At 71.9% G+C, this 15433-nt stretch carries 11 protein-coding genes; 10 read left to right on the top strand and 1 reads right to left on the bottom strand.

From position 1 onward, the window contains the following. Positions 1-6 precede the first annotated feature (6 nt). From ACFYZ3_RS31420 to ACFYZ3_RS31405, 4 genes are read left to right on the top strand one after another with little or no spacing between them, the layout of a single operon-like run. Positions 7-879, top strand: a complete 873-nt coding sequence (locus tag ACFYZ3_RS31420) for a carbohydrate ABC transporter permease (RefSeq protein WP_388524929.1) — start codon at positions 7-9, stop codon at positions 877-879. Then, entirely contained in the window at positions 879-2849 is a 1971-nt protein-coding gene (locus ACFYZ3_RS31415; RefSeq protein WP_388524761.1) for a beta-galactosidase, read from the top strand. Before ACFYZ3_RS31420 ends, ACFYZ3_RS31415 begins: the two co-directional genes overlap by 1 nt. Next, positions 2846-5110: a glycoside hydrolase N-terminal domain-containing protein gene (locus ACFYZ3_RS31410; protein ID WP_388524759.1), complete on the top strand. Its 2265-nt coding sequence runs from the start codon at positions 2846-2848 to the stop codon at positions 5108-5110. Before ACFYZ3_RS31415 ends, ACFYZ3_RS31410 begins: the two co-directional genes overlap by 4 nt. Before the next feature lie 38 nt (positions 5111-5148). Beyond that, the gene (locus ACFYZ3_RS31405) at positions 5149-5895 is read left to right on the top strand and encodes a hypothetical protein (RefSeq protein WP_388524757.1); all 747 of its coding nucleotides are present in this window, start codon (positions 5149-5151) and stop codon (positions 5893-5895) included. Between the two features lie 71 nt (positions 5896-5966). On the opposite strand, the gene ACFYZ3_RS31400 is transcribed toward ACFYZ3_RS31405, so the two are convergent. Further along, positions 5967-6980: a LacI family DNA-binding transcriptional regulator gene (locus tag ACFYZ3_RS31400; protein WP_388524755.1), complete on the bottom strand. Its 1014-nt coding sequence runs from the start codon at positions 6978-6980 to the stop codon at positions 5967-5969. A gap of 292 nt (positions 6981-7272) precedes the next feature. Between ACFYZ3_RS31400 and ACFYZ3_RS31395 the strand changes: the two genes are divergently transcribed. The 6 genes from ACFYZ3_RS31395 to ACFYZ3_RS31370 all read left to right on the top strand — a co-directional run bounded on the left by ACFYZ3_RS31395 (position 7273) and on the right by ACFYZ3_RS31370 (position 15380). Then, the gene (locus tag ACFYZ3_RS31395; RefSeq protein ID WP_388524753.1) at positions 7273-9249 is read left to right on the top strand and encodes an acyl-CoA dehydrogenase family protein; all 1977 of its coding nucleotides are present in this window, start codon (positions 7273-7275) and stop codon (positions 9247-9249) included. Between the two features lie 403 nt (positions 9250-9652). Then, positions 9653-10909: a 1-deoxy-D-xylulose-5-phosphate reductoisomerase gene (gene dxr / locus ACFYZ3_RS31390; RefSeq protein ID WP_388524750.1), complete on the top strand. Its 1257-nt coding sequence runs from the start codon at positions 9653-9655 to the stop codon at positions 10907-10909. Positions 10910-10917: 8 nt separating this feature from the next. Beyond that, positions 10918-12210 carry a site-2 protease family protein gene (locus tag ACFYZ3_RS31385; RefSeq protein ID WP_356868502.1) on the top strand — a complete coding sequence of 431 codons (1293 nt, stop codon included), beginning with the start codon at positions 10918-10920 and terminating at the stop codon, positions 12208-12210. Positions 12211-12466: 256 nt separating this feature from the next. Then, a complete protein-coding gene (gene ispG / locus ACFYZ3_RS31380) occupies positions 12467-13624 on the top strand; it encodes a flavodoxin-dependent (E)-4-hydroxy-3-methylbut-2-enyl-diphosphate synthase (RefSeq protein ID WP_362427150.1) in 1158 nt (385 codons plus the stop codon). 305 nt (positions 13625-13929) lie between these two features. Then, positions 13930-14778 (top strand): GNAT family N-acetyltransferase, encoded by an 849-nt coding sequence (locus ACFYZ3_RS31375; protein WP_388524746.1) that lies wholly within the window; start codon positions 13930-13932, stop codon positions 14776-14778. A gap of 59 nt (positions 14779-14837) precedes the next feature. Continuing rightward, positions 14838-15380 (top strand): GNAT family N-acetyltransferase, encoded by a 543-nt coding sequence (locus ACFYZ3_RS31370; RefSeq protein WP_361011644.1) that lies wholly within the window; start codon positions 14838-14840, stop codon positions 15378-15380. Positions 15381-15433: the final 53 nt, after the last annotated feature.

Raw genomic sequence — 15433 nt, 5'->3', positions numbered from 1 at the left:
CGCCCCGTGTGGGAGGAGAAGCCCAGCCGGGCCGGACTCGCCGGCAAGGGGCTCGTGCTGCTCCTGGCCTGCCTGGGCATCCTCTTCCCGCTGTGGATCGTCGTCGTCACCAGCCTGTCCAGCCGCAGGTCCATCGACGAGGCAGGCGGCCTGGTGATGATCCCCAAGGACATCACCTTCGTCGCCTACCAGGAGCTGCTCAGCGGCGGCCAGGTCACCCGCGCCGCACTCGTCAGCATCGGCGTCACACTCGTCGGCACCCTGTTCTCCATGGCGGTGTCGGTCCTGTGCGCCTACGGGCTCTCCCGCAGCGGCTCGCTGGGCCACCGCTGGATCCTCATGGTGCTGCTCGCCACGATGTTCTTCAGCGCGGGCCTCATCCCCACCTACCTGCTGGTGCAGTCCCTGGGCCTGACCGACAGCTACCTCGCGCTGATCCTCCCCAGCGCGATCAGCGTCTTCAACATCCTGGTCCTGCGCGGCTTCTTCATGGGCATCTCCCAGGAACTGATCGACAGCGCCCGCATCGACGGCGCCGGGGACCTGCGCATCCTGTGGCAGATCGTCCTGCCGCTGTCCCGCGCCGTCGTCGCGGTGATCACCCTCTTCTACGCCGTCGGCTACTGGAGCGCCTGGTTCAACGCCTCCCTCTACCTGAACGACCAGGACATGCTGCCCCTGCAGAACGTCATGATCCAGCTGGTGCAGAAGCAGGAGGCACCGGTCGGCCTCGGCCAGGCCATCAAGACCGGTGAACTGTCCGGACTGGCCGTCCAGATGGCCGTGATGGTCATGGCCCTGCTGCCGGTCGCCGTGCTGTCGCCCTTCGTCCAGCGCCACTTCAAGAAGGGCATGCTCACCGGGGCGGTGAAGGGCTGATGCCGGACCTGTCCGACGCCACCCGCCGGCGCATCCTCTACGGCGGCGACTACAACCCCGAGCAGTGGCCCGAGGAGACCTGGCCCGAAGACATCCGCCTGATGAAGGCCGCCGGCGTCAACTCCGTCACTCTCGGCGTCTTCTCCTGGTCGAAGCTCGAACCGCGCCCCGGCGTACACGACTTCGGCTGGCTGGACCGGCTCATGGACCTGCTGCACGAGGCCGGGATCGGCGTCGTCCTCGCCACCCCCACCGCCTCGCCCCCGCCCTGGCTGGGCCGGCTCCACCCCGACACCCTGCCCCGCGACGCGGAGGGCCGCACCGAACGGTGGGGCGGACGACAGCACTTCTCGCACTCCAGCACCGCCTACCGCCACCACGCCGCCGCCATCACCGAGGCACTGGCCGCGCGGTACGCGAACCATCCCGCACTCACCATGTGGCACATCAACAACGAGTACTGCACCTACGACCACGGCGACGAGGCCGCCACCCGCTTCCGCCGCTGGCTCCAGGACTGCTACGGCACCCTCGACGCCCTCAACACCGCCTGGGGCACCGCCTTCTGGAGCCAGGGCTACGGCGACTGGGCGGAGATCCTGCCGGCCCGCCGCACCCACTACCTCAAGAACCCGGCCCAGGTCCTGGACTTCCGGCGCTTCACCTCCGACATGCTCCTGGAGTGCTGCACCGCCGAACGCGACATCGTCCGCCGCCACACCCCGCACATCCCGGTCACCACCAACTTCATGCCGCTGTGGTCGGGCCAGGACGCCTGGCGCTGGGCCGAGGAGGAGGACGTCGTCTCCGTCGACCTCTACCCCGACCCCCGCGACCCGTTCGGCGCCCAGGAAGGCGCCCTCGTCCAGGACATGACCCGCTCCCAGGCCCGCGGCCCGTGGATGCTCATGGAACAGGCCGCCGGTCCCGTCAACTGGCGCGGCGTGAACCACCCCAAGCCGCGCGGCCTCAACCGCCTCTGGTCGCTCCAGGCGGTGGCCCGCGGCGCCGACGCCGTCTGCTACTTCCAGTGGCGCCAGTCCCGGCAGGGCGCCGAGAAGTTCCACTCCGGGATGGTCTCCCACGCGGGGGAGCGGGGGCGTACCTTCCAGGAGGTCAAGCAGCTCGGCGCCGACCTGGCCCGGATCGCCCCGCACGTCAGCGGCGGCGCGGTCGCCGCCGACGTCGCCGTCCTGCACGACTGGCACTCCTGGTGGGCCGGCGACCAGGAGGCCCGGCCCTCCCGCGAGGTCGACTACCCGGACGTCCTCCGCGCCTGGCACCGCGCGCTCTGGCAGGCCGGTCTCACCACCGACTTCGCCCACCCCGAGCACGACCTCACCGGCTACCGGCTCGTGGTCGTCCCGCAGCTCTACCTCCTCACCGACGCGGCCGTCGACAACCTCCTCGCCCACGTGCGTCGCGGCTCCACACTCGTCTGCGGCTTCCTGACCGGTGTCGCCGACCAGGACGACCGGATACGGCCCGGTGCCATGGACGTCCGGCTGCGCGAGCTGTTCGGCATCCGCACCCTGCACGAGTGGTGGCCGCTCCGGCCGGGCGAGAGAACCGAGTGCGAGGGCGGCCTGCGCGGCACCCTGTGGTCCGAGGAACTCGAGCCCGACGGCACCGCCGACGAGACGATCGCCTACCGGGGCGGGGAACTCGACGGACTGCCGGCCGTCCTGCGCAAGGGCCGCGCCTGGTACGTCTCCACGCTCCCCGAGCCGGACCCGCTGCGCGCGCTGCTGGCCCGCGCCGCCGCCGACGCGGGCGTCCGGCCGGTGCTCGACGGACTCCGGGCCGGCGTCGAGGCGGTCCGGCGCGGTGACCTGCTGTTCCTGCTCAACCACGGCCGCGAACCGGTCACCGTCGACCTCCCCGGCACCCACCGCGATCTGCTCACGGAGACGACGGCCACCGACCGGATCACCCTCGGCCGCTACGGCGTGGCGGTGCTGAAGCCATGAGCGCCACGCCCGTCCACGGCACCTGGGAGCCGGAGCCCGCCGCCCGCTGGGAGGACGCCTTCCTGAGCGGCAACGGCCACCACGGCGCCCTCGTGTTCGGCGATCCGGACACCGACCGGGTCATCGTCACCCACCACACCCTCGTCCGCCCGGACGGCGACGATGCCCACCGCCGCCCGCCCGCGCTCGCCGCCGGACTCCCCGCCCTCCAGGACCGCCTGCTGGCCGGGGAGGCCTCCGCCGCCGAGGACTTCACCGACGGCCGCCCGCTGCGATGGGTGCGCCCCTTCCACCCGGCCTTCCAACTGCGCCTGAACCGGCCGCCGGGCGAGAGCACCCACCACACCCACCACACCTACGACACCCACCGCACCCACGCTCCCTACCGCCGCGCCGTCGACTTCACCACCGGCGAGACCGCGGCCACCCGCGGCGACTGGACCAGCCGCGTCTTCGTCTCCCGCGCCGACGACGTGATCGTCCAGCGCGTCACCGCCCCGCACCTCACCCTCGACCTGTCCGTCGACCCCCGTCTCCCCGGCGCCCCCACCGGGCTCCGCATCGGCCACGGCGCCGTCCTCGCCCCCGAGGGCGCCCTGCTCACCCTGCGCGCCCGCTACCCCGGCAGCGACCTCGCCCACACCGGTGTCACCCTCGCCGCCGTCACCGGCGGCACCACGAAGCTCGTACCGCCGGGCGTCCTCGTCGAGGGCGCCACCGAGGTGCTGCTGCTCACCCGGGTGCGCCGCCACACCGGCGAGCTGGACACAATCGCCGAGAGCCGCGCCCTGCGCGACCTGCTGGACGGCGCCTCGGACGCGACCTCGTCCGCGGCCGCCTACGACGGCCTCCTCGCCCGGCACCTGACCCGGCACCGCACCGCGTACGAGCGCGTCACCCTCGACCTCGCCGCCGACCCCGCCGAACGCGCCCTGCCCGGCTCGGAACTGCTCGCCCGGCCCGGCGGCCCCGCCCTCCTGGAGCGGCTCTTCGCCGCCGGCCGCTACCACCTGCTGTCGGCGAGCGGCCTGCTCCCGCCCCGCCTCACCGGCCTGTGGACCGGCGACTGGAACACCGCCTGGTCCGGCGCCTTCACCACCAACGCCAACCTCAACCTCCAGACCGCCTCCGCCGCAGCCGCCGCCCTCCCCGAGGTCACCGAGGCCCACGCCGCGCTGGTCCACCGGCAACTGCCCGACTGGCGGGACAACGCCCGCGAGATCTTCGGTGCCCGGGGCGTGGTCGCGCCCTCGCACACCGACGGCGAGTGCGGCCACACGTACCACTTCAGTCGCGAGTACCCGCTGCACCTGTGGACCGCGGGCGCCGACTGGCTGCTCAAGCCCCTCGTCGACCACGACGAGACCCGAGGCGCCCACGACCCGCGCACCACCGCCGCCCTGGCCGAAGCCGCCCTCTTCTACGAGGACTTCCTCCACCACGCCGACGAGCACGGACGACTGGTCGTCGTCCCCTCCTACTCGCCCGAGAACCGCCCCGCGAACGCGAGCTGGGGCACGCTGAACGCGGCGATGGACCTCTCCGCCGCCCGGCACGCCCTGCTCACCGCGGCCGACCGCCACCCCGAGCACGCCGACCGCTGGCGCGCCCTCGCCGACCGCCTCCCGGCACACCGGGTCAACGCCGACGGCGCCCTCGCGGAGTGGGCGTGGCCCGGCTTGGCGGACACCTACGACCACCGCCACCTCAGCCACCTCTACGGCGTCTGGCCGCTGGACGAGATCAACCCGTACGACACCCCCGACCTCGCCGAGGCCGCCCACCGCGCCCTCGAACTGCGCGGCGCCGAGAACGACTCCGCCCACGGCCACCTCCACCACGCCCTGGTCGCGGCCAGGCTCCGCGACGGCGACCGGGTCGCCCACGCGCTCGGCCAGGTGCTGGACGGCGACTACTTCCACGCGTCCCTGATGAGCGCGCACTACCCCCACCGCGACGTCTACAACGCGGACGCCGCGCACGCCCTGCCCGCCGTGCTCATCGAGATGCTCGTGCAGTCCACCCCCGGCCGGCTGGTCCTGCTCCCCGCGCTCCCTGCCTCCTGCCCGCAGGGCGAACTCACAGGCGTACGCACCCGGTTCGGGGCCGCACTCGACCTCACCTGGACGCCCGACGGCAGCGCGAGGGCCGTCCTGCGCCCGGACCGCACCCGCCGCATCGAACTCCGGACTCCCTCCGGCGCCGAACCGCTCGACCTCGTCGCCGGGGAGGACCGCGTCATCAGCGTGAAGGCGCGGTAGCACCAGCGCACGTCCCCCCACCCATGGAAGGAAACGCCATGGCACCACGCACGCGCCCCACCCGCACCAGCGCCCACACCCGCGCCCGCACGCGCACCCTGACCGCCCTCCTCGCCCCGGCCCTCGCGCTCGGCGCCACCGTCGGCCTCGCCGCCGCCCCGGCCCAGGCCGCCGTCTGGAACTCCTGCGACCAGTGGGGCAACACCACCCTGGACGGCTACACCCTCTACAACAACATCTGGGGCTCCGGCGCCGGAAGCCAGTGCGTCTGGGCCAACTCCGGGACCGACTGGGGAGTCTGGGCGGACCACCCCAACACCGGCGGCATCAAGTCCTACCCGAACGCCAAGAAGGTGATCAACAAGCCGATCACCTCCCTCTCCTCGCTCACCAGCAGCTACAACGTCACGGTCCCGACGTCCGGCGCGTACAACACCTCGTACGACATCTGGGACACGGACTACGACTACGAGATCATGCTCTGGGTCAACCACAACGGCGCCGTCGGCCCCCTCGGCACCTCGCAGGGATCCGTCAGCCTCGGCGGCCACACCTGGAACGTCTACAAGGGGAACAACGGCGCCAACGAGGTCTTCTCGTTCCTGCGCACCTCGGACTCGAACTCCGGCACGGTGAACATCCTCCCGATCCTGAAGTGGATCAAGGACACCAAGGGCTGGATGGGCAACGAGACCATCGGCGACGTGCAGTTCGGCTACGAGATCACCTCGTCCGTCGGCGGCCTGGACTTCCGCACCAACAACCTGACGGTCAGCGGCGGCTGACCACGGCACCCGCGCACCACGGCACAGGGGCCGGTCCCGGGACCGGCCCCTGTGCACTTCGAACGACACCCCTAGGGCGCGACGGGCGCCGGTCCCGAGCTGGCCCGGACCGTCAGCTCCGGCGCCAGCAGCACGACCTCGTCGCTGCCGCGGCCGTCGAGCTTGGCGACCAGCTGTTCCACGGCCCGCCGGCCCATCTCCTGCGCGGGCACCGCGACCGAGGTGAGCCGCACCGAGGCCTGGGTGGCGACCTGCTCCGGGCAGACCGCGACCACCGACACGTCCTCCGGCACCGCCCGGCCCTGCTGGCGCAGCAGGGCGAGCAACGGCTCGACCGCCGACTCGTTCTGCACGACGAAACCCGTGGTGTCCGGGCGTTCGTCGAAGATGCGGGCCAGCGTCGCGGACATCGCGTCGTACCCGCCCTCGCAGGGCCGGTGCAGCAGCCGCAGACCCAGCTCACGGGCGCGCGTGCGCAGCCCGTCGAGGGTGCGCTCGGCGAATCCGGTGTGCCGTTCGTAGACGGCGGCGGCCTCGCCGATGACGGCGATGTCCCGGTGCCCCAGCTGCGCCAGGTGCTCCACGCACAGCGCGCCGGTCGCCCGAAAATCCAGGTCGACGCAGGTGAGGCCCTCGGTGTCGGCGGGGAGCCCGATCAGGACGGACGGCTGGTCGGTGCCGCGCAGCAGGGGGAGCCGCTCGTCGTCGAGCTCGACGTCCATGAGGATCATCGCGTCGGCGAGCCCGCTGCCGGTGACACGGCGCACCGCGTCGGGGCCCTCCTCACCGGTGAGCAGCAGGATGTCGTACCCGTGGGTGCGCGCGCCGGCCGCGACCGCGATGGCGATCTCCATCATCACCGGCACGTACATGTCGGTGCGCAGCGGGATCATGAGGGCGATGATGTTCGACCGGCTGCTGGCCAGTGCGCGGGCGCCGGCGTTCGGATGGTAGCCGAGCTTCCGGATGCTCTCCTCCACCCGCTGCCGGGTGGTGGTGGAGATGGACCGCTTGCCGCTGAGGACATAGCTCACCGTGCTCGCCGAGACTCCGGCGTGCTGGGCGACCTCGGCGAGGGTGACCATCCAGCTCTCCAAGCTTTGTGAAGCGCTTCGACAGCGCGCGTGACCAGTAGGGGTGGGGCGAGGGTGGTTCGACAGTAGCCGCAGTGCGGATGGGTGTCCATAGTCCGTCGAAGCGCTTCGACTCGCTTGTCCTCCGCGTTCCTCTCTCCCGGCCTCCCCCCGCAGTATCGGCCGAACGGCCGCACGAAGGGTGGCTGGGTCGCCCCGGATCGGGTACATACGATCGGGTAGCACCGACTAGTAACGTACGTCCGCAAGTTCGTGCAGTGCGAATCGTGGCGAGGTGAGCCTCATGTCCGCACCACCCACCCCCTCTGCTTCTCCCTCCTCCCGGCCCACCGTCACCGAACGCGAGGCCCGCCAGGTCGCGGAGGCGGCCCGGGAACAGGACTGGCGCAAGCCCAGCTTCGCCAAGGAGCTGTTCCTCGGCCGCTTCCGTCTCGACCTCCTCCACCCCCACCCGCTCCCGGCCGACCAGGACGTACAGCGCGGCGAGGAGTTCCTCGCCAAGTTGCGCGACTTCTGCGAGACGAAGATCGACGGGGCGGTGATCGAGCGCGACGCGCGGATCCCCGACGACGTGATCACCGGGCTGAAGGAGTTGGGCGCCTTCGGCATGAAGATCGACACCAAGTACGGCGGCCTCGGCCTGACCCAGGTCTACTACAACAAGGCCCTCGCCCTGGTCGGATCCGCGAACCCCGCGATCGGCGCGCTGCTCTCCGCCCACCAGTCGATCGGCGTGCCGCAGCCGCTGAAGATGTTCGGCACCCAGGAGCAGAAGGACACCTTCCTGCCGCGCTGCGCCCGCACCGACATCTCGGCCTTCCTGCTGACCGAGCCGGACGTCGGCTCCGACCCGGCGCGACTGGCCACCACGGCCGTCCGGGACGGCGACGACTACGTCCTGGACGGCGTGAAGCTGTGGACCACCAACGGCGTGGTCGCCGACCTGCTCGTGGTCATGGCCCGCGTCCCGAAGCCCGAGGGCGGCAAGGACGCGGCGGGCGGCAAGGGGGGCATCACCGCGTTCGTGGTCGAAGCCGCCTCCGAGGGCATCACGGTGGAGAACCGCAACGCCTTCATGGGCCTGCGCGGCCTGGAGAACGGCGTCACCCGCTTCCACCGCGTCCGCGTCCCGGCGGCCAACCGCATCGGCCCCGAGGGTGCCGGCCTGAAGATCGCCCTGACCACCCTCAACACCGGCCGCCTCTCCCTCCCCGCCATGTGCGTCGGCGCCGGCAAGTGGTGCCTGAAGATCGCCCGCGAGTGGTCGGCGGTGCGCGAGCAGTGGGGCAAGCCGGTCGCGCTGCACGAGGCGGTCGGCTCCAAGATCTCCTTCATCGCGGCGACGACCTTCGCGCTGGAGGCCGTCCTGGACCTCTCCTCCCAGATGGCCGACGAGGACCGCAACGACATCCGCATCGAGGCCGCCCTCGCCAAGCTCTACGGCTCCGAGATGGCCTGCCTGATGGCCGACGAACTGGTCCAGATCCGCGGCGGCCGGGGCTTCGAGACCGCGGCCTCCCTCGAAGCCCGGGGCGAGCGCGCGGTCCCCGCCGAGCAGCTCCTGCGGGACCTGCGCATCAACCGCATCTTCGAGGGCTCCACCGAGATCATGCACCTGCTGATCGCGCGCGAGGCCGTCGACGCCCACCTCTCGGTCGCCGGCGACCTGATCGACCCCGACAAGACCCTCTCCGACAAGGCGCGGGCGAGCGCTCAGGCCGGTGTCTTCTACGCCAAGTGGCTGCCGAAGCTCGTCGCGGGCCCCGGTCAACTCCCTCGCTCGTACGCCGACTTCCACCCCTCCGGCCACCCCGACCTCTCCGGTCACCTGCGCTACGTCGAGCGCACCGCCCGCAAGCTCGCCCGCTCCACCTTCTACGCCATGTCCCGCTGGCAGGGCCGGATGGAGACCAAGCAGGGCTTCCTGGGCCGGATCGTCGACATCGGCGCGGAGCTGTTCGCGATGAGCGCCGCGTGCGTGCGCGCCGAGCACCTGCGCGCCAAGGACGACCACGGCCGCGAGGCCTACCAGCTGGCCGACGCCTTCTGCCGCCAGTCCCGCATCCGCGTCGAGGAACTCTTCGGCCGCCTGTGGAGCAACACCGACGACCTGGACCGCAAGGTCGTCAAGGGCGTGCTGGGCGGCGCGTACGAGTGGCTGGAGGAGGGCGTCGTCGACCCGTCCGGCGACGGCCCGTGGATCGCGGACGCGACCCCGGGCGCCAGCGCGAAGGAGAACGTCCGCCGGGCCGTCGGCTGAGCCGCGGGCCGCCCGGGACCGCGGGACCGCGTGCCCCGCCGCTCGCGCCGGAGTGGCCGAGGCGGGGCACCGGACACCGGCCCCGGGCGGGGACCGGCACCCCGCGCCCCGGTGATGGTGCGCGGCGGGGACCCGCCCAGCGCACCCCGTGCTCACCCACCCGCGCGGATCCCTGTGACACGGCGGCGTCCGCAGGCGCGGGCGCCGTCAGCGACGCCGCGTCCGGTGGGGCGGAGGCGAGCGGTCCGGGCGTTCCGGGCGGCCCGCGGTGGCGGAAGCGGCCGGAGCCCCGCCGGCAGAAGCGGGACGGAGACCCCAGACGGCGGGCCCTCCCGCGGGCCCGCGACACCCGACCGAGGGACGCGCTGTCCTCCCGGAGGGCCGTTGCGGACACAATGGGGGGATGAGCGACAGTCCAGCCCCACTCGCCGACCCCCACCTCGTCTACGACCCGGTGGCGGGCGACGGCCCGAAGGACGTGGTGGTCCTCGGGTCCACCGGGTCGATCGGGACCCAGGCCATCGACCTCGTGCTGCGCAACCCGGACCGCTTCCGGGTCACCGCCCTGTCCGCCAACGGCGGCCGGGTCGCCCTCCTCGCCGAGCAGGCGTACCGGCTGAAGGTGCGGACCGTCGCCGTCGCCCGCGAGGACGTCGTACCGGCGCTGCGGGAGGCGCTCACCGCCCGGTACGGGACGGGCGAGCCGCTCCCCGAGATCCTGGCCGGACCGGAGGCGGCCACCCGGGTCGCCGCCTCCGACTGCCACACCGTGCTCAACGGCATCACCGGCTCCATCGGACTCGCCCCCACGCTCGCCGCCCTGGAGGCGGGCCGCACCCTCGCGCTGGCCAACAAGGAGTCGCTCATCGTCGGCGGCCCGCTGGTCAAGGCGCTGGCCAAGCCGGGCCAGATCATCCCGGTCGACTCCGAGCACGCCGCCCTCTTCCAGGCGCTGGCCGCCGGCACCCGCGCCGACGTGCGCAAGCTGGTCGTCACCGCCTCCGGCGGCCCGTTCCGCGGCCGGACCAAGGATCAGCTGGCGGCCGTCACCGTCGAGGACGCGCTCGCCCACCCCACCTGGGCCATGGGCCCGGTGATCACGATCAACTCCGCGACCCTCGTCAACAAGGGCCTGGAGGTGATCGAGGCCCACCTGCTCTACGACATTCCCTTCGACCGCATTGAGGTGGTCGTGCACCCGCAGTCGTATGTCCACTCGATGGTTGAGTACACGGACGGATCGACCCTGGCCCACGCGACGCCCCCCGACATGGGCGGGCCCATCGCCGTGGGCCTCGGCTGGCCCGAACGCGTCCCCGACGCCGCCCCCGCCTTCGACTGGAGCAAGGCCTCGACCTGGGAGTTCTTCCCGCTCGACAACGAGGCCTTCCCCTCCGTCGACCTGGCCAGGCACGTCGGACAGCTCGCGGGCACGGCCCCGGCGGTGTTCAATGCCGCCAACGAGGAGTGCGTCGAGGCGTTCCGCTCCGGCGCGCTGCCGTTTCTCGGGATCATGGAGACCGTCACGCGGGTGGTCGAGGAGCACGGCACCCCCGGTACGGGAACCTCGCTCACCGTCGCGGACGTCCTCGAAGCGGAGACCTGGGCACGCGCCCGGGCCCGGCAACTGGCGGCACAGACGGCGGAGGCCCGTGCATGACGACCCTGATGTTCATCCTCGGCATAGTCCTCTTCGCCGTCGGTCTGCTCTTCTCCATCGCCTGGCACGAGCTGGGCCACCTGTCCACGGCCAAGATGTTCGGCATCCGGGTGCCGCAGTACATGGTGGGCTTCGGACCGACGCTCTTCTCGAAGAAGAAGGGCGACACCGAGTACGGGGTCAAGGCCATCCCCTTCGGCGGCTACATCCGCATGATCGGCATGTTCCCGCCCGGCCCGGACGGCCGCATGGAGGCACGTTCCACCTCGCCCTGGCGCGGGATGATAGAGGACGCCCGCTCGGCCGCCTTCGAGGAACTGCAGCCCGGTGACGAGAAGCGCCTCTTCTACACGCGCAAGCCGTGGAAGCGCGTCATCGTCATGTTCGCCGGCCCGTTCATGAACCTGATCCTCGCCGTGGTGCTCTTCCTCACGGTGCTGATGGGCTTCGGCATCTCCCAGCAGACCACCACCGTCAGCTCGGTCTCCCAGTGCGTCATCTCGCAGAGCGAGAACCGCGACGACTGCGCCAAGTCCGACCCCGCCTCCCCGGCCGCCGCCGCGGGCCTCAGGGCGGGCGACAAGATCCTCGCCTTCGACGGCGTACGCACCGACGACTGGGACAGGCTGTCCGACCTGATCCGCGCCAACCCGGGCGAGGACGTGCCGGTCGTCGTCGAGCGCAAGGGCGAGGAGATCACCCTCCACGCGACCATCGCCACCAACAAGGTCGCCAAGAAGGACTCCAACGGACAGATCGTCCAGGGCGAGTACGTCACCGCGGGCTTCCTCGGCTTCAGCTCCGCCACCGGCGTGGTGAAACAGGACTTCGGCCAGTCCGTGACCTGGATGGGCGACCGGATCGGCGACGCCGTCGACAACCTCGCCGCCCTGCCCGCCAAGATCCCCGCCCTGTGGGACGCGGCCTTCGGCGACGGACCCCGCGAGGCCGACTCCCCGATGGGCGTCGTCGGCGCGGCCCGCGTCGGCGGCGAGATCGCCACCCTGGACATCCCGCCCACCCAGCAGCTCGCCATGTTCGTCATGCTGGTGGCCGGCTTCAACCTCTCCCTGTTCCTCTTCAACATGCTCCCGCTGCTGCCGCTCGACGGCGGCCACATCGCGGGCGCCCTGTGGGAGTCGCTGCGCCGCGGCACCGCGAAGGTGCTGCGCAGGCCCGACCCCGGGCCCTTCGACGTGGCGAAGCTGATGCCGGTGGCCTACGTCGTGGCGGGCGTCTTCGTCTGCTTCACCCTGCTCGTGCTGGTGGCGGACGTGGTCAACCCGGTCCGCATCACCTGATCACCGGCCCGTCCGCCGCACCCCGGCCCGATCGTCCGATCCGCGGACCGTCCGACCGATCCGATGAGAAGCCCGATCCGGAGAGCATGTCCCTCCGGACCGGGCTTCACTCACCTCACCCCGCAGATGGACGCCATAGGGTGCATCTCCCGTACGCCGCGTACCCGGCGTTCATGTCGGTGCCGTAATCTCGAAGGCCGGAGCCCGCCGCTGAACGGGGCCGGACCTTGATCCACGACTTGGGGTTGCACAGCAGATGACTGCGATTTCTCTCGGCATGCCGGACGTTCCGACCAGGCTCGCGGAGCGCCGCAAGAGCCGGCAGATCCAGGTCGGGCCCGTGGCGGTGGGCGGCGACGCCCCCGTGTCGGTGCAGTCCATGACCACCACCCGCACCTCCGACATCGGCGCCACCCTCCAGCAGATCGCCGAGCTGACGGCGTCCGGCTGCCAGATCGTCCGGGTGGCCTGCCCCACCCAGGACGACGCCGACGCGCTGCCCGTCATCGCGAGGAAGTCGCAGATCCCGGTGATCGCGGACATCCACTTCCAGCCCAAGTACGTCTTCGCCGCGATCGAGGCCGGCTGCGCCGCGGTCCGCGTGAACCCGGGCAACATCAAGCAGTTCGACGACAAGGTCAAGGAGATCGCCAAGGCGGCGAAGGACCACGGCACGCCCATCCGCATCGGCGTGAACGCGGGCTCCCTGGACCGCCGCCTCCTCCAGAAGTACGGCAAGGCGACCCCGGAGGCGCTCGCCGAGTCCGCCCTCTGGGAGGCGTCGCTCTTCGAGGAGCACGACTTCCGCGACATCAAGATCTCGGTCAAGCACAACGACCCGGTCGTCATGGTCGAGGCTTACCGCCAGCTCGCCGCCCAGTGCGACTACCCCCTCCACCTCGGCGTCACCGAGGCGGGCCCGGCGTTCCAGGGCACCATCAAGTCGGCGGTCGCCTTCGGCGCGCTGCTCTCCCAGGGCATCGGCGACACCATCCGCGTCTCCCTCTCCGCCCCGCCGGTCGAGGAGATCAAGGTCGGCATCCAGATCCTGGAGTCGCTGAACCTGCGCCAGCGCGGCCTGGAGATCGTCTCCTGCCCGTCCTGCGGCCGGGCCCAGGTCGACGTCTACAAGCTGGCCGAGGAGGTCACCGCCGGCCTGGAGGGCATGGAGGTCCCCCTCCGCGTGGCCGTCATGGGCTGCGTCGTCAACGGCCCCGGCGAGGCCCGCGAGGCCGACCTCGGCGTCGCCTCCGGCAACGGCAAGGGGCAGATCTTCGTCAAGGGTGAGGTCATCAAGACCGTCCCCGAGTCCAAGATCGTGGAGACCCTCATCGACGAGGCCATGAAGATCGCCGAGCAGATGGAGAAGGACGGCGTGACCTCCGGCGAACCCTCCGTCTCCATCGCGGGCTGATCCACCCCCTAGGGCCTGTCTGACAATTCCCGTCTGCCGTGCGACGCCATGCACGCTCCCCCACTGCCTCAAGGGCGTGGGAGGTACCCCCACTCGCCGCACCGGCCCCAGACCCGAGTACGGCCAGTACGCGGGTCTGGGGCCGGCGCACCGAGAGCACGCACTGACGCCGCACGGCCGCCCTTCGGGCGACGACGCGAATTGTCAGACAGGCCCTAGTGCCGCGTCGCCCAGGGGGGCGGCGCGGCATATTCGCGGCAGGTACAGTGCGGGGACCAGCAGATCTCAGGGTGAGGCCCCCGCACGTGTTGACGCAGACCACCTCCCGCGTGCTCGAACCGAGCGACCTGGACGCCGCGCTCGCCATCCTCGACCGCGACCCGGTCGCGAACGCCTTCGTGACCGCCCGCGTCCAGATCGCCGGTCTCGACCCGTGGCGCCTCGGCGGCGAGATGTGGGGCTGGTACGAGCACGGCATGCTCACGTCCCTGTGCTACGCGGGCGCCAACCTCGTGCCCATCTGCGCCACCCCGCGCGCCGTCCGCGCCTTCGCCGACCGCGCCCGCCGGGCCGGCCGCCGCTGCTCCTCGATCGTCGGCCCGGCCGGCCCGACCGCCCAGCTGTGGCGGCTGCTCGAACCGGGCTGGGGCCCGGCCCGCGAGGTCCGCACCCACCAGCCCCTCATGGTCGCCGACCGCCTCCCCGACGACATCGCCGCGGACCCCTACGTCCGCCGTGTCCGCAAGGACGAGGTGGAGCGGATCATGCCGGCCTGCGTGGCGATGTTCACCGAGGAGGTCGGCATCTCCCCGATGGCCGGCGACGGCGGCCTGCTCTACCAGGCCCGGGTCGCCGAACTCGTCGGCTCCGGCCGCTCCTTCGCCCGCTTCGACGCCGACGGCAAGGTCGTCTTCAAGGCCGAGATCGGCGCCGCCACCGACCGCGCCTGCCAGATCCAGGGCGTGTGGGTGGCCCCCGAGTACCGCGGCAAGGGCCTGGCGGCCCCCGGCATGGCGGCGGTCCTGCGCTACGCCCTCGCGGACGTCGCGCCGGTGGCGAGCCTCTACGTCAACGACTTCAACACCGCGGCGCGACGGACCTACCTCCGGGTCGGTTTCCAAGAGGTGGGCGCCTTCATGAGCGTCCTGTTCTGATCCCTCAGCGCACCACCTGCACCGGCGCCCCCACCCCACCCCCCCTGTAGGCTCCCGGCATGGACCTCGTGATCGGCCCACTGGACCTCTCCGCGCACGTGGACGAGGCCCTGGCCGTCCAAGCCGCCGCCTTCGGCCTCGGCCCCGACGAGGTGGCCGTCCGCCGTCAGATCGTCCTGCGCCACATGACCCACCCCGGAGCCAGAGCCCTCGGCGCCACCGTCCGGGGCCGTCTCGTCGGCTTCGTCTACGGCATGCCCAACGACCGCACCCACTGGTGGTCCACGGTCGTCGAGCCGTACCTCCGCGCCCAGGGCACCGACGCCTGGCTCGACGACTCCTTCGTCATCACCGAACTCCACGTCCACCCGTCCCACCAGAACCGCGGCGCGGGCCGCTCCCTGATCACCACGATCACCGACGCCGCCACCGAGCCCCGCTCGATCCTCTCCGCGATCGACACCGAGAGCCCCGCCCGCGGCCTCTACCGCTCCCTCGGCTACCAGGACCTCGCCCGCCGCGTCCTCTTCCCCAGCGCCCCCAAGCCGTACGCGGTCATGGGCGCCACGCTCCCCCTGCTGAGGCGCACCCCCGGCCGATAACCGATTTCCACCCCACCGGACCACCCGGCTAACCTCCTAGCACCACCCTTACG

Origin of the sequence: Streptomyces sp. NPDC001599, from assembly GCF_042893535.1 — a bacterium.
Classification (GTDB): domain Bacteria; phylum Actinomycetota; class Actinomycetes; order Streptomycetales; family Streptomycetaceae; genus Streptomyces.
This window is presented reverse-complemented; position numbering and strand designations above follow the sequence as displayed.

Excerpts from the sequence above, each read along its gene's own strand:
- ACFYZ3_RS31400 (WP_388524755.1), bottom strand. The coding sequence starts at position 6,980 with ATGGTCACCCTCGCCGAGGTCGCCCAGCACGCCGGAGTCTCGGCGAGC.
- ACFYZ3_RS31405 (WP_388524757.1), top strand. The coding sequence starts at position 5,149 with ATGGCACCACGCACGCGCCCCACCCGCACCAGCGCCCACACCCGCGCC.
- ispG (WP_362427150.1), top strand. The coding sequence starts at position 12,467 with ATGACTGCGATTTCTCTCGGCATGCCGGACGTTCCGACCAGGCTCGCG.
- ACFYZ3_RS31385 (WP_356868502.1), top strand. The coding sequence starts at position 10,918 with ATGTTCATCCTCGGCATAGTCCTCTTCGCCGTCGGTCTGCTCTTCTCC.
- ACFYZ3_RS31415 (WP_388524761.1), top strand. The coding sequence starts at position 879 with ATGCCGGACCTGTCCGACGCCACCCGCCGGCGCATCCTCTACGGCGGC.
- ACFYZ3_RS31410 (WP_388524759.1), top strand. The coding sequence starts at position 2,846 with ATGAGCGCCACGCCCGTCCACGGCACCTGGGAGCCGGAGCCCGCCGCC.
- ACFYZ3_RS31395 (WP_388524753.1), top strand. The coding sequence starts at position 7,273 with ATGTCCGCACCACCCACCCCCTCTGCTTCTCCCTCCTCCCGGCCCACC.
- dxr (WP_388524750.1), top strand. The coding sequence starts at position 9,653 with ATGAGCGACAGTCCAGCCCCACTCGCCGACCCCCACCTCGTCTACGAC.
- ACFYZ3_RS31370 (WP_361011644.1), top strand. The coding sequence starts at position 14,838 with ATGGACCTCGTGATCGGCCCACTGGACCTCTCCGCGCACGTGGACGAG.